Raw genomic sequence first — 22,916 nt, 5'->3', positions numbered from 1 at the left:
CCTGTCAGTTGCGCCAGCCCGGCGTGCGTTTTTCGAGGAACGACGCGACGCCTTCGCGGCCCTCGGCGCCGGCCCGTGTTCTGGCGATACGCGCGGCCGTGTCCTCGATCAGCGCGTCGCTCAGCTCGCGGCCCGCGATGTCCTGCACGAGCCGCTTGCAGGCGCGCACCGCTTGCGGTCCGTTCGCGCACAGCGTCTGCGCGAGCTGCGCGACCGTCGCATCGAGCTGCTCGGCGCTGGTCACCGCTTCGCTGACCAGACCGAGGCGCAGCGCGGTCGCGCAGTCGAACGCCTCGGCGGTGACGAAGTAGCGCCGCGACGCCTGCTCGCCGAGCGCGCGAATCACGTACGGCGCGATCGTCGCGGGTATCAGCCCGAGCCGTGCTTCGGACAGGCAGAAGTGCGCGCTGTCGACCGCGACGACGAGGTCGCACGCGGCAATCAGGCCCATGCCGCCCGCGTACGTGTCGCCATTCACGCGCGCGATCACCGGCTTGTTGCAGCGATACACGGCGGACAGCATGCCCGCGAGCCGCATCGCGTCCGCGCGGTTCTCGTCGTCCGAGTAGCCGGACATTTTTTTCATCCAGTTCAGGTCGGCGCCTGCGCAGAACGCCTTGCCGTTCGCGGCCAGCACCACCGCGCGCACGTCGTCGCGCGTGTCGAGCGCGGTGAATGCGGCAGTCAGCTCGGCGATCATCGTTTCGTTGAACGCGTTGCGCACGTCCGGCCGATTGAGCGTGACCGTCGCGACCTGGCCGGCAACCTCGACCTTCAGCGTTTCGTATTGCATGCGTAGCACTCCTTTGCCTGGCTTGTTCGCATCGCGGCGACGCGGGACATCACATTCTGAACACGCCGAAGCGCGTATCTTCGATCGGCGCGTTCATCGCGGCCGACAGGCCGAGCCCGAGCACGTCGCGGGTCTGCGCCGGGTCGATCACGCCGTCGTCCCACAGCCGCGCGCTCGCGTAGTACGGGTGGCCCTGATGCTCGTATTGCTCGCGGATCGGCTGCTTGAACGCTTCCTCTTCCTCCGCGCTCCAGCTGCCGCCCTTCGCTTCGATGCCGTCGCGCTTGACGGTGGCGAGCACCGACGCCGCCTGTTCGCCGCCCATCACCGAGATGCGCGCGTTCGGCCACATCCACAGGAAGCGCGGCGAATACGCGCGGCCGCACATGCCGTAGTTGCCCGCGCCGAACGAACCGCCGATGATCACCGTGAACTTCGGCACCTTCGCCGTTGCAACGGCCGTGACCATCTTCGCGCCGTTCCTCGCGATGCCTTCGTTTTCGTACTTGCGGCCGACCATGAAGCCGGTGATGTTCTGCAGGAACACCAGCGGAATCTTACGCTGGCAGCACAGCTCGATGAAGTGCGTGCCCTTCAGCGCCGACTCCGAAAACAGAATGCCGTTGTTCGCGATGATGCCGACCGGGTGCCCCCAGATATGCGCGAAGCCGGTCACGAGCGTGGTGCCGTAGCGCGCCTTGAATTCGTCGAACGCGGAATCGTCGACGATGCGCGCGATCACCTCACGGATGTCGAACGGCTTGCGAGTGTCGACCGGAATCACGCCGTAGATGCTGTGCGTGTCGTAGCGCGGCGGCTTCGGCTCCTGCAACACGAGCGGCGCCGGCTTCACGCGGTTCAGATTGCCGACGATGCTGCGCGCGATCCCGAGCGCATGCGCATCGTTCTGCGCGAGATGATCGACGACGCCCGACAGACGCGTATGGACATCGCCGCCGCCGAGATCTTCGGCACTGACCACTTCGCCGGTCGCGGCTTTGACGAGCGGCGGACCGCCGAGAAAAATCGTCCCCTGGTTCTTCACGATGATCGACTCGTCGCTCATCGCCGGCACATACGCGCCGCCCGCGGTGCACGAGCCCATCACGACCGCGATCTGCGGAATGCCCGCCGCCGACAGATTCGCCTGGTTGTAGAAGATGCGGCCGAAGTGATCGCGATCGGGGAACACGTCGTCCTGATTCGGCAGATTCGCGCCGCCCGAGTCGACGAGGTACACGCAGGGCAAACGGTTTTCGCTGGCGATTTCCTGCGCGCGCACGTGCTTCTTCACGGTGACCGGATAGTAGGTGCCGCCCTTCACGGTCGCGTCGTTGCAAACGATCACGCACTCCTGTCCCGCGATCCGGCCGATGCCGGTGATCACCCCGGCGCCCGGCGCGTCGTCGTTATACATGCCGTACGCGGCGAGTTGCGACAGTTCGAGGAACGGCGTGCCCGGATCGAGCAGATATGCGATCCGCTCGCGCGGCAGCAGTTTGCCGCGGCTCGTGTGCTTGTCGCGCGCGGCCTGGCCGCCGCCCTGCGCGAGCTGCTCGATCTTCGCGCGCAGATCGGCGACGAGTGCTTCGAGCGCCGCCGCGTTCGCGCGGAAGTCGTCCGAGCGTGGGTTCAGTTTTGATTCGATGATCGGCATGACGTGGCTTCTCCGGAGGGCCGTTCGTTTTGCATCACAGCGTTTCGGCAAACAACTCGCGGCCGATCAGCATGCGACGAATCTCGCTCGTGCCCGCGCCGATTTCATAGAGCTTCGCATCGCGCCACAGACGCCCGACCGGATACTCGTTGATATAGCCGTTGCCGCCGAGAATCTGGATCGCCTCGCCGGCCATCCACGTCGCCTTTTCGGCCGTGTACAGAATTACGCCCGCGCAGTCCTTGCGGACTTGCCGCACATGGTCGTTGCCGAGCGTGTCGAGCTGGCGGCCCACCGCGTACAGATACGCGCGGCACGCCTGCAGGGTCGTGTACAGATCGGCGACCTTGCCCTGGATCAGCTGGAATTCGCCGATCGACTGGCCGAACTGCTTGCGGTCGTGGATATACGGCACGACCGCGTCCATGACCGCGACCATGATGCCGGTCGGACCGCCCGCGAGCACCGCGCGTTCGTAGTCGAGACCGCTCATCAGCACCTTGACGCCGCCATTCAATGTCCCAAGGATGTTTTCCTCCGGCACCTCGACGTCCTGGAACACCAGTTCGCCGGTGTGCGAGCCGCGCATGCCAAGCTTGTCGAGCTTCTGCGCGACCGAGAATCCTTTCATGCCCTTCTCGACGATGAACGCGGTGATGCCGCGCGAATTCGCTTCGGGATCGGTCTTCGCATAGACCACCAGCGTGTCGCAATCCGGGCCGTTGGTGATCCACATCTTGGTGCCGTTCAGCACGTAACGATCGCCCTTCTTCTCGGCGCGCAGCTTCATGCTGACCACGTCCGAACCCGCGTTCGGCTCGCTCATCGCAAGCGCGCCGACGTGTTCGCCAGATACGAGCTTCGGCAGATACTTTCGCTTCTGCGCGTCGGTGCCGTTGCGATGAATCTGGTTCACGCACAGGTTCGAATGCGCGCCGTACGACAGGCCGACCGATGCCGACGCCCGCGAGATTTCCTCCATCGCGACCATGTGCGCGGTATAGCCCATGTTCGCGCCGCCGTACTCCTCGGAGACCGTCATGCCGAGCACGCCGAGGTCGCCGAACTTGCGCCACAGGTCCATCGGAAACTGATCGGTGCGATCGATTTCCCCCGCGCGCGGCGCGATTTCTTTGGCGGCGAACGACGCGATGCTGTCGCGCAGCATTTCGACCTCTTCGCCGAGCGGGAACTGCAAACCGGGCAGATTGAGCATTGCGGTGTCTCCTGAGTTCGTGGGCGGCCGCCGATGCAACGCGAAGCGGCACGCGAAAACGTGTCATGGCGCATTTCACGCCAGATTGACGTAAGCGTCAATAGGTATTTTTGAGTCTTACTCAGAAATTTTACAAATCCGCGTCAGCCGGCTGATTCGGTGCTACGATCGCGCTCATCGGGCATATTCACGGCGTTCAAACGCCAGTTTGGCCCCCAACTTGCATCGAAAATCTGAATTTGACTCATATGACGGTTGCCGAGAAGGCCGGACTACCTGTCTCGCGTCGCCAGCCGGCCGGGCGCAAGTCACAGCAGCGCGTGAAGGAGATTCTTCAGGCGGGGCGCGACGTGTTCTCCGAAAAGGGCTACGAACGCGCGACCACCGCGGAAATCGCGCAGCGCCTCGGCATCTCCGAGGCGACGGTGTTCAGCTACTTTCGCGGCAAGCGCGAGTTGTGCGCCCGGGTCATCGGCGATTGGTACGACGAGATCATCGACGCGATCGAGGCGGGCCTGCCGCGCGACGGCAACCTGCGCCAGCAGTTCGCGTTCATCGTGCGCATGCATCTGCGGCTGATGCTGGTGAACGGCACCGACCTGTGCGCGCTCGTGCTATCCGAAGGCCGTGCGCGGCATCACGAGTTGGCCGAAGCGCTGACCGAATTGCAGCGCCGCTACACCGCGCCGTTGATGCGCGTGCTCGCGCAAGGCCAGCAAAGCGGCGAGGTTCGCGCCGACATGCCGCTGCGCCTGTTGCGCTCGATGGTGTTCGGCCCGATGGAGCACGTGCTGTGGGACGCGACGCTGGCGAACCGGCAGATCGATATCGAGGCCACCGCCGATCAACTGATCGACGTGCTGTGGGCCGCGCTGACGCCGCCCGACCTCGCGCTCGGCGCGTTGCAGCGCTTTCGCGTGGAAGTGGCCGAGGCGAGCCGTCGTTTCGACGAAGCCAGCACCGCGGCCGGCGAAGCCAAGACCGCGGCTAAGACGGCCGGTCCGGCAAGCGCCGCGCGCCGCGACAAAAGCGGCTAATCTACGAGCTTTCCCGTCGCAGCCCGAAGGAGAGCCCAGGTGCCCGCAACGAAAAGCGCGAAGGAAAGCAGCAAGCGAAGCGAGAAGTCTGGCGAAGAACTCGGCGACAAGCCGAATGCCGCAAAGAAAGCGGCAACGAAAAATTCAACCGAAAAGCCGTCCAGAAAGTCCACGTCAGCCGCGCGTATCCGCATCGGCATCGGCGGCTGGACCTACGCGCCGTGGCGCGGCCCGTTCTATCCGGACGACCTCACGCAAAGCCGCGAACTCGAATACGCGAGCCGGCATCTGACGTCGATCGAAATCAACGGCACGTTCTATGGCTTGCAGAAGCCGGCCAGCTACGAGAAGTGGTATCAGGAAACGCCCGACGATTTCGTGTTCTCGCTGAAAGCGCCGCGTTACGCGACCAACCGCAAGGTGCTCGCGGATGCCGGCGACACGATCGAGCGCTTCTTCGCAAGCGGCGTGCTGCTGCTCAGGCAGAAGCTCGGGCCCATCAACTGGCAGTTCGCGCCGACCAGGAAATTCGACGCGGCCGATTTCGAGGCCTTTCTGAAGCTGCTGCCCGCGAGCATCGAAGGACAGGAGTTGCGGCATGCGGTCGAGGTTCGTCACGACTCGTTCAGGACGCCGGAATTCATCGCGCTGGCGCGCAAGTACAAGGTCGCGGTCGTGCTCGCGGCCGACAGCGAGTATCCGCAGATCGCCGACCTCACCGCGCCGTTCGTCTACGCGCGCATCATGGGCACGAGCGAGAAGCAAGCCAAAGGCTATTCGACGAAAGCGCTCGACGCATGGGCGCAACGCGCGCGCCAGCTCGCCGCCGGCGCGACGCCGGAAGACCTCGAGACCTGCGCGGAGCCGCCCGCGAAGGCAGCAAAACGCGACGTCTATCTGTATGTGATCAGCGGCTTCAAGGAGCGCAATCCGGCCGCCGCGATGGCGTTGATCGGCAAGCTCTGAATCCCCCGCACCGCCCGGCCGCCTGTGCGCCTGCCATGAGGCCGGCGCGAGTGTCATAATCGCGCCAGCGCATCCGTGCGCGGTCGCGTCGGCTTCGCGTCAAGCCCGACGCAAGACCTTGCGTCGAACCTCGCCCGAGGCACGCAGCAACCCACCCCGCACGGTCCACGTCAAACCCACGCAGCGCCCGCGCGCCCTCAGCGCGGCGGCGCTCGCATAATCAGGCGGCAACGCCGCCTCATCAACCGATTGCGGAGAACATCTTGAGCGCCCTCGACAATCCCCTGCACGACCAGGAAGTCGGCTCGGCCGACGCCACCCAGGACACCACGCGCATCGACGACGTGCGCATCGGCGCGGTCCGTCCGCTGATCTCCCCCGCGCTGCTGCAGGACGAACTGCCGGTGCCGCCCGCGGTGCAGACGCTGGTCGAGAAGACCCGCGTCGAAATCGCCGACATTCTGCACGGCCGCGACGACCGGCTCGTGCTGATCGTCGGTCCCTGCTCGATTCACGATCACGACCAGGCGATCGAATACGCGCGCAAGCTGAAGGCCGCCGCCGATCACTACCGGGACGATCTGCTGATCGTGATGCGCGTGTACTTCGAGAAGCCGCGCACGACGGTCGGCTGGAAAGGCTATATCAACGATCCGCGTCTGGACGGCAGCTTCCGCATCAACGAGGGCCTGCGTCTCGCCCGGCGATTGCTGCTCGACATCAACGGTCTTGGCCTCGCCACCGCGACCGAGTTTCTCGACCTGCTGAGCCCGCAATACATCGCCGATCTGATCGCGTGGGGTGCGATCGGCGCGCGCACCACCGAGAGCCAGAGTCATCGTCAGCTCGCTTCGGGATTGAGCTGCCCGATCGGTTTCAAGAACGGCACCGACGGTGGCGTGCAGATCGCCGCCGACGCGATCGTCGCGGCGCGTGCGAGCCACGCGTTCATGGGCATGACGAAAATGGGCATGGCCGCGATCTTCGAAACGCGCGGCAACGACGACGCGCACGTGATCCTGCGCGGCGGCAAGAAAGGGCCGAACTACGACAGCGCGTCGGTGCAGGCGACCTGTGAAGCGCTGGCTTCAGCGGGTCTGCGCGAGCAGGTGATGATCGACTGCTCGCATGCGAACTCGAACAAGTCGCACCTGCGGCAGATCGAAGTCGCGGACGATATCGCGCGGCAACTGGCGGCGCGCGAAGGCCGAATCATTGGTGTGATGCTCGAAAGTCATCTGGAAGAAGGCCGTCAGGATCTGAAGGCCGGTGTGCCGTTGCGCTACGGCGTGTCGATCACGGATGCCTGCGTGAGCTGGGCGCAGACCGAACCGGTGCTCGCCACGCTCGCCGAGGCAACCCGCAAGCGTCGCGCGGGCTGAGGGCGCCACGCACGGACCGCGAGACCGCGACTTGCGCGGCGGGTCCGTTCCAGACTCGATCGATGCCGATCGAGCCCACGAACGCCCGGCCCAAAGAGCCAGGCACACGCGCCGCGCCAGCCGCCGGGCGAGCCGCCTGGCCGGATTGGACAGCGCGTGATCCTCACGCCCGACGCATCACTCACGCGCGCGCCTCACAGCAGGGCTGCAGAGCGCACCGCGAATGCTCCGGCGTGAAGCGCGTTGCTTACGACGCGTTGACGGCTTCCTTGAACGCTTTGCCTGCGGTGAACTTCACCGTCTTGGCCGCGGCGATCTGGATTTCTTCGCCCGTCGACGGATTGCGGCCCACGCGTGCTGCGCGCGCGCCGGTCGAGAAAGAACCGAAACCGACCAGTTGCACCGTATCGCCGCTCACCACGGCCTTGGTCACTGCCTCGACGATCGCGTCGATGGTCTGGCCGGTTGCCGCTTTGCTTTCGCCCGTCGCTGCGGCGACTGCATCAATCAGTTCCTGTTTGTTCATAGCACTTCCCGTATGGTAATCATGGAACCGGCGCCCCTATAAGGCGCCGGGACCGACACACTAACGCATAGGCGCACCTTCGCGCAAACCCTTGGTGTAAGGCTTGTTTCAAGGCAGGGGCGCCGATTTGACGTTTTTCCACCTCAAACTGCCATAAGAATCGCGGGCTTATGTGCGCCCGATGCCCTATGAGTGTTCGCCGCGCATCACAATCCGTTGCAATTTCAGTGCTTTAGCTAACGATCCGCGAGCCCGCCCAGCCTTCCCGGTGACGATAGCCCTTTTCTCGAAGCGCGGGCGCGCTATTTGCGAAACGCGTCGCAAGTTAACTATCGGCAAGACAGAAAAAAGTGAGAATTCGCCACTTTGCAACATGGGTGATGCTCGCCGCGCTGTCGTCGGCGCGTCGAATTCCAGCGCCGCTCAGAGCTTTTCTCTATGCGACGGCGAACCGGTCGACTTCGTCGGCGGCGGAAAAACGGTGCATGGTAAGCTGCTTTTGTTTGCCGACGGCGACGTGTTGCGCGCGTACTGGCAGCCGGATGACAGGCCGGAAAAATACGTGCTCGCGAATGCGGGGGCCGACGCGGTCCGGCTCGTCGCGTCCGCGCCGCGGGGCACGCCTGCGCCGGCCGGTCAGCCCGGCACTGCGATGCGGCCGCAGCGGGTGCTGTCATGTCCCATTCTTTGAGCGTGCGCAATACCCGCCTTTCGTCGGAGTTTCGCAATCGGTATTCGGCACAAACGTCTGCTTCCAGCGTCACCGGCACGCGCCACCAGGTAGTACTTACCGCCCGACGACGCATCAGCGCGGTCGGATTCGTAGATACCCGCCCACGATGCTCCGTTATCTCCTCGAAGCGCCTCAAGTTAGTCAGCGTCGCGCCGATATAAACAGCTGCGTTTAGCGCGCAAACGTTAAAGGGATGCTGATGGTTTGGCTTGCAAGATTGAAGAAGGTGCTGTCGGTCGCCGACGGTGACCGGGAGCTGATGCACGCGCAGTTGCGCGCGTTCAGCCGCCATGTACCGCTTCTCTACTTCATCCTGCTCGTCAACACGGCGGCGGTCGCGGTGACGCATCTGGACAGCGCGCCGGCCTGGCTGTCCCTGTACATTCCCGCCACGCTCGGCGCACTGTGCGTGTTGCGCTGCGTGCGCTGGTGGCGCAGACGCAACCAGACGATGACGGACGCCCAGGCGGTCCGCGAATTGCGCGGCGTGACGTGGATGGTCGGCCTGTTCGGCGTCGCGTTCAGCGGCTGGTCGCTGCTGCTGTTCCCGTACGGCGGTGCGTACCAGCAGGCGCAGGTCGCGTTCTATCTGGCGACGACGCTGGTCGGCTGCATGTTCTGCCTGATCAATCTGCGCAAGCCCGCGCTTCTGCTGCTTTGCATCGTCATCCTGAGTTTCCCCGGGTTCCTCGTGGCCAACGGCTCGCCGGTGTTCTTCGCGATGGTTGTCGACATGACGCTGGTCGGCGTCGCGCTTGCCGTGGTCATCCAGCTCTACTCCCGCACGTTTGCGGACGCGGTGCACGCACAACGCGAACTGCGGGCCAGCCAGCAAAACACCCAACGACTCAGCGACGACAACTATCGGCTCGCCAACCTCGACAGCCTGACCGGCCTGCCTAACCGGCGCAGTTTTTTCGCGGCGCTGAGCGCGATAGCGGAGCAGGCGCTCGCCACCGGCGGCGGCTTCAACGTCGGGCTCATCGATCTGGACGGCTTCAAGCAGGTCAACGACATCTACGGGCACGCGAGCGGCGATCTCGCGCTGCAGGAAGTCGGCGCGCGGCTGCTGTCGATCGGCGAAACGGGCCTGATGTTCGCGCGCCTGGGCGGCGATGAATTCGGCGTGCTGGTGCGCCACAAGCTGTCGAACGAAGCGCTGGTCGAGTTGGGGCAGCGAATCTGCGACGCGCTCAGTCAGCCGTATCTGGTCGCCGGCAATGTCGCGGAGCTATCCGGCACGATCGGCTGGGCCGCGTTTCCCGAAGCGGGCTCGACAGTCGCGCAAGTGTTCGAACGCGCCGATGCCGCGCTATACGTCGGCAAGGAAAACCGCCGCGGCATGCCGGTGATTTTCTCGACCGAACACGAAACGCGGATGCGACGCCTGAGCCTCGTCACGCAGGAGCTGCGCCATGCGGACCTGGATGCCGAGCTGTTCCTCGAGTTCCAGCCGATCTACGATCTGCTCACGCGCCGGCCGATCGGACTCGAAGCGCTCGGGCGATGGCACAACGCGCGGCTCGGCATGGTCAGGCCGGAGGAATTCATTCGGATTGCAGAGCGCAGCGAGCTGATCCTCGGCATCACCGACGTGCTGCTGCGCCAGGCGCTCGCCGAAGTCGCGCAGTGGCCGGCGGACCTGTATCTGTCGTTCAACCTGTCCGCGATCGATATCTCGACGTCGGCGCGCGCGCGCCGCCTGATCGACATCGTCGCGGCGAGCGGAGTGTCGCCGCATCGTGTGACGTTCGAAATCACCGAAACCGCGTTGACGCGCGATTTCGAACAGGCGCGCAGCGCGATGACGATGCTCAAGCAGGCCGGCTGCCGGCTGTCGCTCGACGATTTCGGCACCGGCTATTCGAGCCTCAGCTACGTGCATCGGCTGCCCTTCGACGCGATCAAGATCGACCGCAGCTTCGTGACCGACGTCGATACCAACAGCGCATCGAAGAAGATCATCAAATCGGTGATCGACCTGTGCCGCAACCTTGGGCTCGAATGCGTGGTGGAAGGACTCGAAACGCCGTTGCAGGCCCAGGTCGTGAAGGCGCTCGGCGCGCGCGCGGTGCAAGGCTACCTGTTCAGCCTGCCGATGCGGGCGAGCGCGGTCGGCACGTTTCTGTGGACGGCGCTCGCGCAGAGCCACGCGGCGGAGACGCATTCGTAGCGCGCGAGGGCGGCACCGCTCAGTACGCGAGCTTCGGATACCAGTCGGTGCCGCGGCCGCCCGGTGTCATGTCGAGGATCGTCCAGAGCGGCATCGGATCGGGCGCGCCGCGCGGATCCTGACCGGGGTCCGACGTCGACGGCCCCATCTCTTCGGCCCAGAAGTGCCGCACGACGCCGCCGCTGCGCGTGAATACGTTGATCGCGGGAACGTCGTCGCCGGCGGGATCTTCGGCCGCGTAATCGCGATTGAACGTGTTGCCGGCCGACGAATAGAGCCGCAAATACCGCCAGCCGCGCTCCTGCTTGAACGCGACCAGCTTGTCGATCGGCGAGCGGCCGATCACCGCGAACGCGACGCGCTGCAGGATATCGGGCGTTTCGCCGTCCCACGCGCTCAGTAGCGACGTGCACATCGGGCACGGCCCCGCGCGTTGCGGGCCGAACATCCAGTTGTAGGTCACGAGCGTGTCGTGCGGGCCGAACATCTGCGATAGCGTGACCGGGCCCGCTTCGCCGTCGAAACGGTAATCCTCCGGCACGATGCCGCCCGCCGGCAGCCCGCGACGCTGCGCGGCGACCCGCTCGATCTGGCGGCGCAACTCGATCTCCTCGGCAAGCAACGCGTTGCGCGCGCGTCGATATTCGGGGCTCTCGCCGGGAAAGCGTTGCGGCAGGTCGGCCAGTTCGCGGGCCGGTTTCAGCGTATGCATCGAGGTGTTTGCGTCGTTCATCGGTCATCTCCTTGTGAGAAATCGTCAGAAAAACGGGTGGAAGACGGGCGCTCGCTTGCGCTTGCCGCCCTCTCTACAACGACGACGGCTGAGGCCACGGAAAATCGACAGGCTTTGGCGATGATTTTTTCGGCGGCGATTTTTAGGGCGATCTCGTCGGCGGTCTTGCGGGTGGTCTTGCCGACGGTCTGCCAACGCACTCGGCATACGCCACCGCAAGGTATGCTTGCGCCAGATAGGACGCCCATCACACCCGCCACCACCACGCGGCACGCGCGCCACGCACGACGCGGCCGCCTTGGGGAACGCACATGCCGCTTCGTCTGCCACCTCTGCCCGCGCTTCGTTTTTTCGAAGCGGCCGGCAGGCATCAAAGTTTCAAGCTCGCCGCCGCCGAGCTGAACGTCACGCCGAGCGCGATCAGTCACGGCATCGTCGGACTCGAGGAAGCGCTCGGCGTCGAACTGTTCGTGCGCGAGCCGCGCGGCATCTCGCTGACGGCGATTGGCGCGGATTATCTGTCGTACGTGTCCGAGGCGTTTTCGCTGATCGCGATCGGCACGCAGCGTCTTCCCAATCATCGCGCGGATCGGACCATCGCGCTCAGCTGCGCGCCGACCTTCGCGTCGCGCTGGCTGCTGCCGCGCCTCGCCGGCTTTCGCTCGCGCTGGCCGAATGTCAACGTGAGCGTGGACACGTCGCATCGGCAGGTAGGCTTTCCGGTCGACGGCTTCGATTTCGCGATTCGCATGAGCCACGCGCCGGTCGCGGGCACCGCATGGACACGCCTGTTCGGCGAGCGCTTCGTGCCGGTGTGCAGCCCCGCCTACCTGGCAACGCTGCGCGACGAGCGCGGCGTCCCGAGCCTGCGACGCGCGACCCTGATTCACGTGAACGCCGCCAGTGAAGACTGGCAGGCGTGGCTCGATGCAACCGGTGACGACGCCAGCGAGCCGGGCGGCGGCTTGCACGTCGACACGATCCAGCTCGCCTTCGAAGCGGCCAGCATGGGCCTCGGCGTCGCGCTCGGCCGCAAGCCGCTGGTCGACGGCGATCTGGCGAGCGGCGCGCTGGTCGAGGCTTGCGCGCACACCGTCGCGTCGACCACCGCCTACTGGCTGGTCAGCGCGGAGAATGCGGACAGCGCGATCCGGCGCCCCGAGCTCGCCGACTTCAAGCGCTGGCTGGTCGATGAGGCGGAGCGTTTCGACGCGCATGCCAACGCGCCCGCGGACGGCGGCATAGAAGCACACAGGTGAGCCACGCTCACCTGTCGTCGAAATCTTTTCCTTTGCCGGCCAGGCGGCCGGCTGCGACGATGGTGGCGAAGGAGAAGCCGCCATGTCGACCACTCACAGCAAGCAACCCACCTCCGTCCTCGCTCCCGCGACGACCACCACCACGACGCTCGTCATCGTCGCCGGTGCACTGATCCTGAGCGCCGCGATGGGCATTCGCCAGACCTTCGGCCTGTTGATCGGCCCGTTCTCGTTCGACCGCGGCCTGCCGGTCACGCTGATCGCCTTCGCGATCGCGCTGCACAACCTCGTGTGGGGCTTCGCACAGCCGTTCGCTGGCGCGGCTGCGGATCGCTATGGCTCGGCGCCGGTCGTCGCGTTCGGCGCTTCGACCTTCGCGGCCGGGCTCGCGCTGTCGGCGGTCGCGCCGAGCGGCGCACTGCTCGTGATCGGCATGGGGCTGCTGGTTGGCGTCGGCGTCAGTTGCACGACGTTCGGCGTGGTGTTGCCGGCGGTCGGCCGCATTGCGTCGCCGGAGCAGCGCAGCGTCGCGATGGGGCTCGTCAGCGCCGGCGGCTCCGCCGGACAGGTGCTTATTGTGCCGCTCGTGCAAGGCATCCGTCTGCATGCTGGCATCGCGACCTCGCTATTCGTGCTCGCTTTCGTGATGCTGCTGGTCGCGCCGCTCGGCATCGTGCTCGACCGGCGCGCGCAGATACAAGCGACGGCTCAAGCCCGCTTCGAGGACGCGCCCCCAGCGCCGCTGCGCGAAGTTCTGTCACAAGCGACGCGCCATCGCGGCTACCGTCTGCTGACGCTCGGCTTCTTCACTTGCGGTTTCCAGCTCGCGTTCATCGCGACGCATCTGCCCGAGTATCTGACGCTGTGTCATATGCCGATCGGGCTGGGCGCCACCGCGCTGGCGCTGATCGGCCTGTTCAATATGGCGGGCAGTTGGGCATGCGGTTGGCTCGGCGGCCGGTTCCGCCAGCATCATGTGCTCGGCTGGCTTTATCTGATCCGCAGCGCGACGATCGCCGCGTTCTTCGCGCTGCCGAAAAGCACCGTGTCCGTGGTGATCTTCGCGGCGGTGATGGGCCTCACGTGGCTCGGCACCGTACCGTTGACGAGCGGGCTCGTCGCCAAGGTGTTCGGCACGCGTCACCTCGGCAGCCTGTTCGGCGTGTGCTTTCTGACCCATCAGATCGGCTCGTTTCTCGGCGCGTGGCTCGGTGGCCTCGTGTTCGATCTGACGGGCTCGTACTCGCCGCTATGGGCAGCGACGGTCGCGGCGGGATTGCTCGCGGCACTGCTGCATTTTCCGATCGACGACACAGCAGTGACGACGCCCGCGCGGCGTTCATCGCGCCCCGCGCAGGCGTGATCCAGCTGGTTCACGGATGCTGAAGCAATTCGAGTTGCGGCTACTTCTTCGGCGCATCCGCCGCGGCTTTCGGCACCCGCCCCATCAGATAGAACTCGTCGTTCGGACGCATCGAAATCACGTTCGCCATCCGGTTCGACAACCCGAAAAACGCGGTAATTGCCGCGATGTCCCAGATGTCTGCATCGGTAAAGCCGTGGCCGCGCAGCGTCTGGAAGTCCGCTTCGTCGACCGTGCCCGACGCGCGGCACACCTTCAGCGCGAAATCGAGCATCGCCTTCTGACGTTCGGTGATGTCGGCCTTGCGATGATTGACCGCGACCTGATCGGCGAGCAGCGGCGCTTTTTCGTAGATGCGCAGAATCGCGCCGTGCGCGACCACGCAGTAAAGACAATCGTTGAGCGCGCTCGTCGCGACCACGATCATCTCGCGCTCGCCTTTCGTGAGACCGCCCTCTTTCAGCATCAACGCGTCGTGATAAGCGAAGAACGCGCGGAATTCGTCGGGCCGATGCGCGAGCGTCAGAAACACGTTCGGCACGAAGCCCGATTTCTCCTGCACTTCGAGAATGCGGGCGCTGATGTCTGCGGGCCACTCGCTCGGCTCGGGGACCGGGTAGCGGCTGATGGGCTGAAGCGTGGCCATGCGCTGTCTCCGTGATCTCTGTCGGGGATGCCGGCCATTGTAGCAACGCGTTTTCACGGCCGCCCGCGCTTCACCACGTCCGCTCGATCACGTCCGATATTGCCGCCCGCATCGTCTAGACTTTCAGTTCGGCATGCGTGAAGCCGCCCGGCACGGCGGTGACGAAAGGAGCGACCATGTCAAACGTGACGCACGATGCGCGGGCCCCGGTGATCAAGGTGCGCCCGGAACGGGAAATGGCGACGATGCAGCGGCTGCCCTATTTCGTCGGCATTTCGGCGGGCACCGCGGGCACTACCGGCCTGTCGATGTACATGGTCGTGGTCCCGCCCGGCGGCCATGCGGAGCCGCACTATCATGCCGACTACGAGACCGCGATCTATATGCTCGAAGGCAAGATCGAGACCCGCTATGGCCCGGGATTGCGCGAGTCGGTCATTACCGAGCCGGGCGACTTCCTGTTCATTCCGCCGGGCGTCCCCCATCAGCCGTTCAATCTCGATGCAAACACCGCGGCGCGCGCGATCGTCGCGCGCAATCATGCGGACGAGCATGAGCGCGTGGTGCCCTACGATCCGTCCGAGGATGCGTGAGGCGAAACGCGTCGTTTCGGAGCGCCTCGCCTGAAGCGACGCAATTGATGCGACTCAGTCCGGTTTGATCCGCTTGCCGCGCGGCGCATGCAGGTCGCGCCGCGCCGTTCCCCGCGCCGATCCGCCGGTCGCGCGCGACTTCGTCGGCGTTGTTTCACAACGCCGACTCGCCAGCTGTGCTTAAATCCGTCTTTCGCGTCGACGCGCGCGCGTGCCCCCGCACGGCCGTTCGCGTCGCTCGTGGCATGCAACGGCCTCGGGCGCGGACGATTCTTTTTTCTTTTATTGCCTTATCAGGAGCGCGGTTGTGTGGCATTTCCCGGTCGCTATTCCACCGTCCGCCGGCGTGTGGGCGGTCTTCATGAGCGTGCTCGTCACGCAGCTCGGCATGCCGATTCCGGCCGCGCCGATGCTGGTTCTCGCGGGAACGATGGCCGCGGTGGGAGAAGCCTCGTACGTCAACGTGATCTGCGCGGCGGTCGGTGCGACACTGATCGCCGATTCGCTGTGGTTTTTCACCGGACGCGCGTACGGCCGCCGTCTGCTCAATTACCTCGTGCGCTTTTCTCTGTCGCTGGACACCACGGTGCGCGTCGCGCGCAATACCTATGAGCGATACGGCGCGCCGATTCTGACGGTCGCGAAGTTCCTGCCCGGTCTCGGCCTGATTTCCGCGCCGCTGCTTGGCACGACCGCGATCGGCGTCGGCGTGTTTCTGTGGTGGGACGTGGTCGGGGCCACGCTGTGGGCGAGCGTCTGGGTGATCGGCGGCGGCGCCCTGCACGACCAGATCGTGCAACTGATGCTGCTCGTGCGGCACAACGGCGGCACCATCTTCGATACGTTCGCGGTGATCTTCGCGGCGTTTCTGCTGTATCGCTGGCTGCGCCGTTTGCAGTTTCGCCGCTGGCTCGCGCATACGCGCATTTCGCCCGATCAGCTCGACGCGATGATGAAGTCGAACGAACCGCCGCTGATTCTCGACGCGCGGCCGAGCACCGTGCGCGAACAGGAATCGCACCGCATTGCCGGCGCGCGCCCGCTCGATCTCGAGTCACCCGATCCGATTCATCCGGAGTATCTGAAGCGGCCGATCGTCGTCTATTGCGTGTGTCCCAACGAAGCGACCGCGAAGCGCATCGTCAGGCAATTGCATCGCAAGAACATTCATCATGTGCGTGCGCTGAAGGGTGGTCTCGATGCATGGGAAAAGCGCGGCTATCCGGTCGAGCCATTGCCGCCCGACTTCAACACCGCGATGGCGCACATGCTCGAAGACAAGGGTAACGAAGGCGAATACACGGTGCGCGCGCGTCTCGCGAAGTGAACGAACGGTAGATAAAACAGACGGCATCACGCTCGATGCCGTTTTGCCAAAAAACAAAAATAAATTGACGGCATTTTTAGCTCGTATATCCTAGCTATTGGGTAATCGCGTGGTCGGTGCTGCAAATTGAGCTACTACGGTTTAGCACCGCTTCTTCCCGATCAACCCGTGTCCTGTTTTTTCAATGTCCGCTGTGGATTCGAAACAGGCCGTTCAATCCCCTCAACTACGCCCTTCGAGTGTCATCGTGAGAGTCCGAGGCCCTTTGGTGAATTGGAATCGCAGTCAGGCGCGTTGTATCTGCGCTGACGGCGCCAGCGCCGACGGCAGCAACGGCAGCCTTGCGTTTCGCCGCTTTCTGTCCGTCATCACAGTCCTGTCGCGTCGCTCCGTTCGACGCCGCAATGTCCTCTCCGCACGCGCATTCATCGCAGTGCGCACAGACGAAGTCGCTTCGCTGCTGCCGTAGCGCCTCTCTTCCCGCATCTCTTTTCGCTGCTCGATTCGTCCGTTTGCGCGCGTTTTCCGCGAGCTGTCTGTTTGCGTCCGCGCGGCGCTGACCGTTTGCCGCGCATCGCGACGGATTCAATCGAACCGCTTCCAATCTGATTAGCGCTGCGCGTTATTGCGCGGATTCGCTTTGGCATTAACTCGCCTTCGCGTTTTCTCTTATTGCCGCACGCGCTGTTGAACGCCGCTCACCTGATGCGCGGCGTGGGATCGACACGCCTATTCTTTATGCGAAACAAACCAATAGTAGGAATCACCGCCGATAGAACGATGCTCGGCGCTCATCCATCGCACGTGGTCGGTGAAAAGTACATCGCCGCGATCGTCGAGGGCTCGCACGCGCTCGCGCTGCTGTTGCCGGCGTTCGGCGAACGTCAATGCATCGACGATGTGCTTGTCGCCGTCGACGGCTTGCTATTTACCGGCAGCTATTCGAACGTCGAGCCGCGCCGCTATGGCGGCACTCACGGCGCTGCGAGCGCGCCCAGCGCATTGCACGACCCCGCGCGCGATGCCACTACGTTGCCGCTGATCCGCGCGGCAGTGGCGGCGGGCGTACCGGTTCTCGCCATCTGTCGCGGCTTGCAGGAAATGAACGTCGCATTCGGCGGAAGCTTGCACCAAAGCGTTCATGAGGTCAGCGGACTGAACGACCATCGCGAGAACAAGGACGACACGCTCGACGTGCAATACGCCGCATCACACACGATCGCGCTGACACGCGGCGGCATGCTGCAGCGCCTCGCAGGCGGCGCCCTTGAAGCACGCGTGAATTCATTGCACGGTCAGGGCATCGCGCGACTGGGCACAGGCCTCACGGTCGAAGCGATTGCGGCGGACGGCCTGATCGAAGCGATCGGCGTCAGCACCGCTCCCGCATTCGCGCTCGGCGTGCAATGGCACCCGGAATGGAAATATGCGGACGACGCGTTATCGACCGGGATATTTGCCGCGTTCGGCGACGCATGTCGCGAACGCGCATGTCGCCAACGCATGAGCGCGCGAAGCAGTAGCGCCGACTCCATTGCAACCCCGCACGAATGACCCGGATCGCGGATCAAGACAGAGAGAACAATCATGCATGACATCGACGAATTTCTGAAAAAGCATCACGTCACCGAAATCGAAGCAATCATTCCGGACATGGCAGGCATCGCGCGCGGCAAGATCATTCCGCGCAGCAAGTTCGAATCGGGAGAATCGATGCGTCTGCCGCAGGCGGTGATGATTCAGACCGTGACCGGCGACTATCCGCAAAGCGATTCGTTGACCGGCGTCACCGATCCCGACATGGTGTGCGTACCCGACGCGAGCACGATCCGGATGATTCCGTGGGCGGTCGACCCGACCGCGCAGGTAATCCACGATTGCGTTCATTTCGACGGCACACCGGTCGCGATCTCGCCGCGCTGCGTGTTGCGCCGCGTACTCGATCTCTACAAGGCGCGCGGCTGGAAACCGGTGATCGCGCCGGAGCTCGAGTTCTATCTGGTCGATATGAACCGCGACCCCGACCTGCCGTTGCAACCGCCGGTCGGGCGGACGGGTCGCGCCGAAACCGGCCGCCAGGCGTATTCGATCGAAGCGGTCAACGAATTCGACCCGCTGTTCGAAGACATCTACGAGTACTGCGACGTGCAGGAACTCGAAGTCGACACGCTGATACACGAAGTCGGCGCCGCGCAGATGGAAATCAACTTCATGCACGGCGACCCGCTCAAACTCGCGGACAGTGTGTTTCTATTCAAGCGCACGGTGCGCGAAGCGGCGTTGCGCCACAAGATGTACGCGACCTTCATGGCCAAGCCGATGGAAGGCGAACCCGGCTCGGCGATGCACATGCATCAAAGCCTCGTCGATAGGGAGACCGGCCGCAATCTCTTCACCGCCGCCGACGGCGAGCCGACCTCGCTTTTCACCGGCTATATCGCCGGCTTGCAGAAATACACGCCGGCGCTGATGCCGATCTTCGCGCCGTACATCAACTCGTACCGGCGTCTGTCGCGCTTCATGGCGGCCCCGATCAATGTCGCGTGGGGTTACGACAATCGTACGGTCGGCTTCCGGGTTCCGCATTCCGCGCCAGTCGCGCGCCGCATCGAGAACCGCATTCCGGGCGTCGATTGCAATCCGTATCTGGCCATTGCCGCGACCCTGGCGGCCGGCTATCTCGGCATTACGCAACGCCTCGCCGCAACCGAACCCCTTGCAAGCGACGGCTATGCATTGCCCTATCAATTACCGCGCAATCTGGAAGAAGGCCTGACGTTGATGAGTGCCTGCGAGCCGATTGCCGAAGTACTCGGCGAACAGTTCGTGCGTGCGTATCTTGCGCTGAAAGAGACCGAATACGAAGCGTTCTTCCGCGTGATCAGTTCGTGGGAACGCCGCCATTTGCTGCTGCATGTGTAAATGGCGCGGGTCAATCGGTCAATCAGAACCTTTGAAAAGACGGAGGCAGTATGAGCTATAAGAATGAAGACGTGCTGGATGCGGAACAGGAAACGCCCGCTTCTGGCGGCACGATAAACACGGGGACATCGCAAACCCCATCGCGCAGCACCGCCGAATACCGCGCGCTCGATGCCGCGCATCATATCCACCCGTTCTCGGATATGGGCTCGCTCAATCGCGCGGGTTCTCGCGTGATCGTCAAGGCGCAGGGCGTGTACCTGTGGGACTCGGAAGGCAACAAGATCATCGACGGGATGGCGGGACTCTGGTGCGTGAACGTCGGCTATGGCCGCCAGGAACTGGCCGACGCGGCATTCCGCCAGATGCGGGAACTGCCGTTCTACAACACGTTCTTCAAGACGACGCATCCGCCGGTGATCGAACTGTCGGCCCTGCTCGCGGAACTGACGCCCGCGCCATTCAATCACTTTTTCTACTGCAACAGCGGCTCGGAAGGCAACGACACGGTGCTGCGTATCGTCCATCAATACTGGGCGACACAGCGCCAGAGCGCGAAGAAGTTCGTCATCGCGCGCAAGAATGCTTATCACGGGTCGACGATCGCTGGGGGCACGCTAGGCGGTATGAGTTATATGCACGAGCAGATGCCGTCGAAAGTCGAGAACATCGTGCATATCGACCAGCCCTATTTCTTCGGCGAGGCGGCAAGCGATCAGACGCCGGAAGCATTCGCTCTGGCTCGCGCGCGGCAACTCGAAGCGAAGATTCTCGAACTCGGTGCGGACAATGTCGCCGCGTTTATCGGTGAGCCTTTCCAGGGAGCGGGCGGCGTAATCTTTCCGGCCGACACTTATTGGCCCGAAATCCAGCGCATTTGCCGCAAGTACGATGTACTTCTGGTCGCTGATGAAGTGATCGGCGGCTTCGGCCGGACCGGCGAATGGTTCGCGCATCAGCACTTCGGCTTCGAGCCGGATCTGATCACGCTCGCGAAAGGACTGACGAGCGGTTACGTGCCGATGGGCGCCGTCGGCTTACATGATCGCGTTGCCCGCGCACTGATCAACAACGGCGACTTCAATCACGGCCTCACCTACTCCGGGCATCCGGTGGCGGCGGCCGTCGCGGTTGCCAATCTGAAACTGCTGCGCGACGAGAAGATCGTCGAGCGCGTCAAGGCGGATACCGGTCCGTACTTTCAGAAGAAGCTGCGCGAGACGTTCGCGGCTCATCCTATCGTCGGCGAGATCAGCGGCGCGGGGCTCGTGGCGGCCGTGCAACTCGCCGAGGTGCCGCTCCCGCGCAAGCGCTTTGCGAATGGCGGCGAGGTCGGTACGTTGTGCCGCGACTTCTGCTTCGACGGCAATCTGATCATGCGCGCGAGCGGCGACCGGATGCTGCTGTCGCCGCCACTCGTGATCAGCCGGCCGGAAATCGACGAAATCGTTTCGAAGGCCAAAGCGGCGATCGATGCGACCGCGCGGCAGATGGGCATGCTATAGCCTCGCGTTACATTCACCCGCCTTACTGGCTGCTCGTTTCGGCGCCGTCCTTCCATACCCTGCCGAACGCGGGAAAATCCGCTAATTGCGCGATTTTCCCGCGGCTCATCTGCCGCGAGGTTAGCAACCTATTCGCCGAGACTACGTTGCGCTTTCTTCGCGCAGTCATTTGTCGAACGACCCGCCACCTTTTCGGTTTGCATTGAGCGCGATCACCGGCTCGCGCGTCGGCGTGCCCGTTTCGATCGTAGTTTTTCATGCGGGCCGTTACCATTCGACTATGGCGCCGTATCGAGTGCCGCTTCTTCTATCCGCCTACCGCGACACAGGACCCACCAATGACCCACCAAATCGTTTTGCTCCCCGGCCTGCTCTGCGATGACGCAGTCTGGGCCGACCAGCGCGGCGCACTCGGCGCGATCGGCGACTGCTTCGTGCCCGACTACGGCATGCGCGACTCGCTCGGCGCGATGGCCGAACTCGTGCTCGAGTCGGTATCGGGAGACCGTCTGCTGGTCGCGGGTCATTCGATGGGAGGACGGGTCGCGCTCGAAGTGTTCCGGCGAGCACCGGAACGTGTCGCCGGGCTCGCGTTGCTCGACACCGGCTGCACCGCGCGCGCCGCCGGCGAGGCCGGCGAAAACGAGCGCGCGCAGCGGCTACGACTGCTCGAACTCGCGCGCGCAAAGAGCATGCGCGCCATGGGCAATGAGTGGGCGCCCGGCATGGTCAACGCCGATCGCCACGATTGCGCCGTCTACGAGGCGGTGCTCAACATGATCGACCGAAGCACGCCGGACAAATTCGCGGCGCAGATCCGCGCGTTGCTCGATCGTCCTGATGCGACGGCGCTGCTTGGCGACATCGCGTGCCCGACGATGATCGTGTGCGGCCGCGATGACCAATGGAGTCCCTTGGCGCGCCACGAGGAGATGCACGCGCAGATACGTGGCTCGCGGCTTCGCGTGATCGAGCGAAGCGGTCACATGTGCACGATGGAGCGGCCGGGCGATGTGACCGAAGTGCTGGTTGAATGGGCTCGGTGGGCGGCCGGGTTCGAAACGGCTCACTGATCTGGGCGAAGTACGCGTTGCCGCCAGCGTCGCATGTCGGCTTCACTGGTTGGCATTTTTTGTTCGGAGACAGCAACAACGTTTTGATAAAAACACCAGCGTACCCGCGTTGCCAACCCTGCCAGTCTGATCGAAAAGGCCTCATCCAAGCCGCATCAACATTGCAACCGTATGACAGCAGAAGCGGTTGTTTATCCACGAGTAGCACCGTATGCTTGGACGCGAGTCGCTTTCCGTTCGTCAACTTCGACAAGGTCATTCAGTCATGAACGAATACTGCATGTTCAAGGGAAACCTGCTGCGCGCGGCGCCTTTCAAAGATTCGTATGTAGGCAGTCCGCACTATGTGATTACGGTTTCCGGCAACGACAACACGCCATTCAACATCGTCGTGAATTCGGCGTCGACGCAACCGGGCGCAAGCGGTAACGACGACGTGTACTTCTACGCCGATCTGAACTTCGCCGATCCGCTAACCGCGAAACTGCAGCCGCTGAACCTCGGCCTTTACACCAGCGGTTTTCCGCGGCTCGATTACTTCCAGGACAGCAGCCTGCTCGACATTCACCGCATGCGGCCGGTCCCCTACGAGGATCAAAACGGCAATCGCGCCGACGTCAACGACATCATCGACGAGATCCTGAGCATCGACGAAACGCAGCCGTCGCAAAGCCTGCCTTTCGACAACGGCAGCGGTCAGTTGCACAACCGCGATTTCTGGACACCGACGACAGCGGGCATCGTGGTCTACGGGTTCGGCTTTCTATTCCTGCCGAAAAAGGACGGCCTTCACGAGACCCACATGAATCAGGGCAATCCGCGCGGCCCGCATTACAACGAAAACGGCGCGTTCCAGGATGGCGCGGTGATCGTGCAGCGCGCCGATGGTTTTGCCGCGATGTTCACCGCGTTTCAGACGCAGTATCTGCCGACCAATGCGGCCGGCGATCCGGTCGCGAATGCGCTGGCGTTGCCCGCTTATATCCAGCAAGGTTGATCGCGCTGCGTGTGC

The 22,916-nt window shown here is 64.0% G+C and carries 22 protein-coding genes; 15 read left to right on the top strand and 7 right to left on the bottom strand.

From position 1 onward, the window contains the following. Window positions 1–4: 4 nt before the first annotated feature. The 3 genes from EVC45_RS17625 to EVC45_RS17615 are packed head-to-tail and all read right to left on the bottom strand — an operon-like array spanning window position 5 to window position 3,666. The gene (locus tag EVC45_RS17625; protein WP_129959224.1) at window positions 5–793 is read right to left on the bottom strand and encodes an enoyl-CoA hydratase/isomerase family protein; all 789 of its coding nucleotides are present in this window, start codon (window positions 791–793) and stop codon (window positions 5–7) included. Window positions 794–842: 49 nt separating this feature from the next. Beyond that, complete coding sequence (locus tag EVC45_RS17620; RefSeq protein WP_129959223.1) at window positions 843–2,450, bottom strand: carboxyl transferase domain-containing protein; 1,608 nt, start codon at window positions 2,448–2,450, stop codon at window positions 843–845. A gap of 34 nt (window positions 2,451–2,484) precedes the next feature. Then, window positions 2,485–3,666: an isovaleryl-CoA dehydrogenase gene (locus tag EVC45_RS17615; protein WP_129959222.1), complete on the bottom strand. Its 1,182-nt coding sequence runs from the start codon at window positions 3,664–3,666 to the stop codon at window positions 2,485–2,487. 248 nt (window positions 3,667–3,914) lie between these two features. Here EVC45_RS17615 and EVC45_RS17610 point away from each other — a divergent pair, with 248 nt between their 5' ends. From EVC45_RS17610 to EVC45_RS17600, 3 genes are all read left to right on the top strand, one after another. Next, window positions 3,915–4,703: a TetR/AcrR family transcriptional regulator gene (locus tag EVC45_RS17610; protein WP_129959300.1), complete on the top strand. Its 789-nt coding sequence runs from the start codon at window positions 3,915–3,917 to the stop codon at window positions 4,701–4,703. A 39-nt stretch (window positions 4,704–4,742) separates the two neighbouring features. Continuing rightward, the gene (locus EVC45_RS17605; protein WP_129959221.1) at window positions 4,743–5,669 is read left to right on the top strand and encodes a DUF72 domain-containing protein; all 927 of its coding nucleotides are present in this window, start codon (window positions 4,743–4,745) and stop codon (window positions 5,667–5,669) included. 263 nt (window positions 5,670–5,932) lie between these two features. Then, window positions 5,933–7,051 (top strand): 3-deoxy-7-phosphoheptulonate synthase, encoded by a 1,119-nt coding sequence (locus EVC45_RS17600; RefSeq protein WP_129959220.1) that lies wholly within the window; start codon window positions 5,933–5,935, stop codon window positions 7,049–7,051. A gap of 247 nt (window positions 7,052–7,298) precedes the next feature. On the opposite strand, the gene EVC45_RS17595 is transcribed toward EVC45_RS17600, so the two are convergent. After that, window positions 7,299–7,577, bottom strand: a complete 279-nt coding sequence (locus EVC45_RS17595; RefSeq protein ID WP_013092091.1) for an HU family DNA-binding protein — start codon at window positions 7,575–7,577, stop codon at window positions 7,299–7,301. 181 nt (window positions 7,578–7,758) lie between these two features. Between EVC45_RS17595 and EVC45_RS46740 the strand changes: the two genes are divergently transcribed. Further along, a complete protein-coding gene (locus EVC45_RS46740; protein ID WP_248295165.1) occupies window positions 7,759–8,268 on the top strand; it encodes a hypothetical protein in 510 nt (169 codons plus the stop codon). A gap of 241 nt (window positions 8,269–8,509) precedes the next feature. After that, complete coding sequence (locus EVC45_RS17585) at window positions 8,510–10,483, top strand: bifunctional diguanylate cyclase/phosphodiesterase (protein ID WP_129959219.1); 1,974 nt, start codon at window positions 8,510–8,512, stop codon at window positions 10,481–10,483. A gap of 19 nt (window positions 10,484–10,502) precedes the next feature. Here the strand turns inward: EVC45_RS17585 and EVC45_RS17580 are convergent, their stop codons facing one another. Next, entirely contained in the window at window positions 10,503–11,216 is a 714-nt protein-coding gene (locus tag EVC45_RS17580) for a DUF899 family protein (RefSeq protein ID WP_129959218.1), read from the bottom strand. Further along, on the bottom strand, window positions 11,213–11,416 hold the full coding sequence (locus EVC45_RS17575; protein ID WP_129959217.1) for a hypothetical protein: 204 nt from the start codon (window positions 11,414–11,416) through the stop codon (window positions 11,213–11,215). The genes EVC45_RS17580 and EVC45_RS17575 overlap by 4 nt, the downstream gene beginning before the upstream one ends. Window positions 11,417–11,527: 111 nt before the next feature. Here EVC45_RS17575 and EVC45_RS17570 point away from each other — a divergent pair, with 111 nt between their 5' ends. Then, window positions 11,528–12,475 (top strand): LysR substrate-binding domain-containing protein, encoded by a 948-nt coding sequence (locus EVC45_RS17570; protein WP_129959216.1) that lies wholly within the window; start codon window positions 11,528–11,530, stop codon window positions 12,473–12,475. An 82-nt stretch (window positions 12,476–12,557) separates the two neighbouring features. Beyond that, entirely contained in the window at window positions 12,558–13,838 is a 1,281-nt protein-coding gene (locus EVC45_RS17565; RefSeq protein WP_129959215.1) for an MFS transporter, read from the top strand. A 40-nt stretch (window positions 13,839–13,878) separates the two neighbouring features. On the opposite strand, the gene EVC45_RS17560 is transcribed toward EVC45_RS17565, so the two are convergent. Next, window positions 13,879–14,484 carry a peroxidase-related enzyme gene (locus EVC45_RS17560; RefSeq protein ID WP_129959214.1) on the bottom strand — a complete coding sequence of 202 codons (606 nt, stop codon included), beginning with the start codon at window positions 14,482–14,484 and terminating at the stop codon, window positions 13,879–13,881. 176 nt (window positions 14,485–14,660) lie between these two features. Between EVC45_RS17560 and EVC45_RS17555 the strand changes: the two genes are divergently transcribed. The 8 genes from EVC45_RS17555 (at window position 14,661) to EVC45_RS17520 (ending at window position 22,901) form a co-directional block, all read left to right on the top strand. After that, a complete protein-coding gene (locus EVC45_RS17555; protein WP_129959213.1) occupies window positions 14,661–15,077 on the top strand; it encodes a cupin domain-containing protein in 417 nt (138 codons plus the stop codon). A gap of 307 nt (window positions 15,078–15,384) precedes the next feature. Next, window positions 15,385–16,404 (top strand): VTT domain-containing protein, encoded by a 1,020-nt coding sequence (locus EVC45_RS17550; protein WP_129959212.1) that lies wholly within the window; start codon window positions 15,385–15,387, stop codon window positions 16,402–16,404. Window positions 16,405–16,651: 247 nt separating this feature from the next. Then, window positions 16,652–16,873 carry a hypothetical protein gene (locus EVC45_RS46735; RefSeq protein WP_233853204.1) on the top strand — a complete coding sequence of 74 codons (222 nt, stop codon included), beginning with the start codon at window positions 16,652–16,654 and terminating at the stop codon, window positions 16,871–16,873. Between the two features lie 269 nt (window positions 16,874–17,142). After that, on the top strand, window positions 17,143–17,958 hold the full coding sequence (locus EVC45_RS17540) for a gamma-glutamyl-gamma-aminobutyrate hydrolase family protein (RefSeq protein WP_129959210.1): 816 nt from the start codon (window positions 17,143–17,145) through the stop codon (window positions 17,956–17,958). Window positions 17,959–17,991: 33 nt separating this feature from the next. Further along, a complete protein-coding gene (locus tag EVC45_RS17535) occupies window positions 17,992–19,326 on the top strand; it encodes a glutamine synthetase family protein (protein ID WP_129959209.1) in 1,335 nt (444 codons plus the stop codon). A 50-nt stretch (window positions 19,327–19,376) separates the two neighbouring features. Further along, on the top strand, window positions 19,377–20,831 hold the full coding sequence (locus EVC45_RS17530) for an aspartate aminotransferase family protein (RefSeq protein ID WP_129959208.1): 1,455 nt from the start codon (window positions 19,377–19,379) through the stop codon (window positions 20,829–20,831). Between the two features lie 338 nt (window positions 20,832–21,169). After that, window positions 21,170–21,904: an alpha/beta fold hydrolase gene (locus tag EVC45_RS17525; RefSeq protein ID WP_129959207.1), complete on the top strand. Its 735-nt coding sequence runs from the start codon at window positions 21,170–21,172 to the stop codon at window positions 21,902–21,904. Window positions 21,905–22,169: 265 nt separating this feature from the next. Next, window positions 22,170–22,901 carry a DUF2278 family protein gene (locus tag EVC45_RS17520; protein WP_129959206.1) on the top strand — a complete coding sequence of 244 codons (732 nt, stop codon included), beginning with the start codon at window positions 22,170–22,172 and terminating at the stop codon, window positions 22,899–22,901. The last annotated feature ends 15 nt before the right edge of the window (window positions 22,902–22,916 follow it).

The organism is Paraburkholderia sp. UYCP14C (assembly GCF_004197395.1).
In the GTDB taxonomy this organism is placed as follows: Bacteria; Pseudomonadota; Gammaproteobacteria; order Burkholderiales; family Burkholderiaceae; genus Paraburkholderia.
This window is presented reverse-complemented; position numbering and strand designations above follow the sequence as displayed.